We start from the raw sequence: 2,041 nt of genomic DNA, 5'->3' as shown, positions 1-2,041 counted from the left end.
CGCCGCGGAGGACCCGTCCGAGGGGGCCGGCGCGGGGGCGGGCGCCGCGGCCGGCGGGGCGACGTCGTTGAGCGCCGCGCTCCCCCCGGTGGCGGCGGCCCCGGGCGGGGTGAACAGCGTGTACGCGGTGTTCCCGGTGACCCCCTGCAGCGGCTGCGGGCAGATCACCGAGGTCCGCTCCACCTGGGCCGTGGTGGCACCGCCGGCCGGGCCGACCGCCGCCGGGGTGACCGGCGGCCGCAGCTCGGCGATGCCGAAAACCACGCCGAGGACGGCGGCGCCGGCCAGCAGCGAGCGGCCGGTGCGGCTGCCCCCGCCGAGCGCGCCGACGGCGAATTCGGGCCTGGAGATCGACGGCGCCTTCAGCTTGGGCGCCTTGAGGCTGGGCTTCTTCATCGCGGGTCAGCTCCCCGATCCGTGGTGGTGCGGGTGACCGCCGTTGCCGTAGGGGTCGGTGCCGTCCGGGTACGCCTGCGGCGGGTATCCGGGCGGGTACTGCTGCCCGGGCTGCTGCTCCGGGTACCCGGTGTACTGGTCGCTGCCGTACTGGCCGTACTGGTCCGGGTACTGGTCCGGGTACTGGCCCTGGCCCTGGCCCTGGCCCTGGCCCTGGCCGTACGGGTCGCCGCCGCCCTGCGCGTACGGGGAGCCGGCCGGCTGCTGGGCCGGGTAGCCCTGCCCGCCGTACGGGTCGGCGCCCTGGTACGGCTCGGCGTACGGGTCCGTGCCGTACTGCTCGCCGCCCCGGTGGGCGCCGTGCTGGTAGGGCTCGGCCTGGTACTGGTCCGCCTGGTAGGGGTCGGCCTGGTAGGGGTCGGCCTGGTACGGGTCCGCGTACTGCTCGGGCTCGGGCGTGAACTCCTGCACCGGCTCCGGCTCGCCGCCGGCCTGGGCCGGGATGCCGGGGGCGTACACCCCGGTGTCCGGCTCGCCGTCGCCCTCGCCGCGCTCCGCCATCCGGCGGGCCCGGCGGCTGCCGGGCGCGGGGGCCTGCGCCTGGACGGCGGCGGCCAGCGCCTGCGCGGCGGCCACCTCCTCCGGCAGGTCGTCGTCGTTGTGGTTGCGCCGGCCCGGCAGGGCCAGGACCAGCACGGTGAGGCCGAGCAGCAGCTGCAGGGCGATCCAGCCGCCGTGCATCAGGCCGGTCTCGCGGGTGACGTCCAGCCGGCCGCCCTCGGCGGGCAGCTTGAAGCCCTGCGCCCAGCCGTCCAGCGTGACCCGCTCCAGCTCCTTGCCGTCCAGGGTGGCCTGCCACGCCGGGTCGGCCTGCTCGGCGAGGCGCAGCTGGCGGCCGGCCGGGCCGGGCGGCAGCTGGGTCCAGATGTCGTGGACGCCGGCGGGCAGCGCAACCGACGCGCCCTTCGGGTCAGTCACCACGGCCCGGGCCCCGACCGCGCCGGTGACCTGCCAGAGCGCGACGCCGTTGCCCTCGTTGAGCCGGGTCAGGCCGGGGGTGGTGTCCAGTACGTCCCGGACCTTGCCGATCATCGGGTCCTTGACCTCGATGTACTCGACGCCGTAGCCGGCCAGTGCGGCGGCCTGGTCGCCGCCGGAGCCGGCCAGCAACTGGCCGGTGAGCTTGGACAGCGAGCCGTCGGCGGCGGCGTCCACTGTGCCCTCGGCCTGGCCGAGGGTCAGACCGGCGCCGCGGACCAGGGCGTACGAGATGCTGCCCGCGTCGGCCGGGCCGGTCAGCACCAGGGTGCGGGCCCGGTCGCTGGTGCTCGCCTCCTCCGCGATGAAGGCCGGGACCTGCGACTCGGCGCTGCGCTGGAGCGGGCCGTCGGCGCCGCTCAGCGCCCACCAGGCGGCGGTGCCGAACGGTGCCAGCACGGCGCCCGCGACCACCACGGCCGCCACCGGCTGACGCCAGCCGAAGGCGATGCCGGAGACCCGGGCGTTGGCCCCGTCGGCGCCGATCGCGGCGGCGGCCAGCAGCGCGACGCCGGCCAGCAGGGTGGCGGGGCCGGCCCAGGCGGCCGTGGCGGGCCCGCCGGAGGCCGGGGTGACGGCCGTACCGGCGACCGCGACGGCGAACAGC

The 2,041-nt window shown here is 77.7% G+C and carries 2 pseudogenes; both read right to left on the bottom strand.

From position 1 onward, the window contains the following. A pseudogene (locus tag AA75_RS19090) lies at positions 1–396 on the bottom strand (hypothetical protein); the annotation flags it as partial. Positions 397–402: 6 nt separating this feature from the next. Then, positions 403–2,041, bottom strand: a pseudogene (locus AA75_RS49485) (family 2 glycosyl transferase); the annotation flags it as partial.

Origin of the sequence: Kitasatospora sp. MBT63 (assembly GCF_000710465.2) — a bacterium.
Classification (GTDB): domain Bacteria; phylum Actinomycetota; class Actinomycetes; order Streptomycetales; family Streptomycetaceae; genus Kitasatospora.
This window is presented reverse-complemented; position numbering and strand designations above follow the sequence as displayed.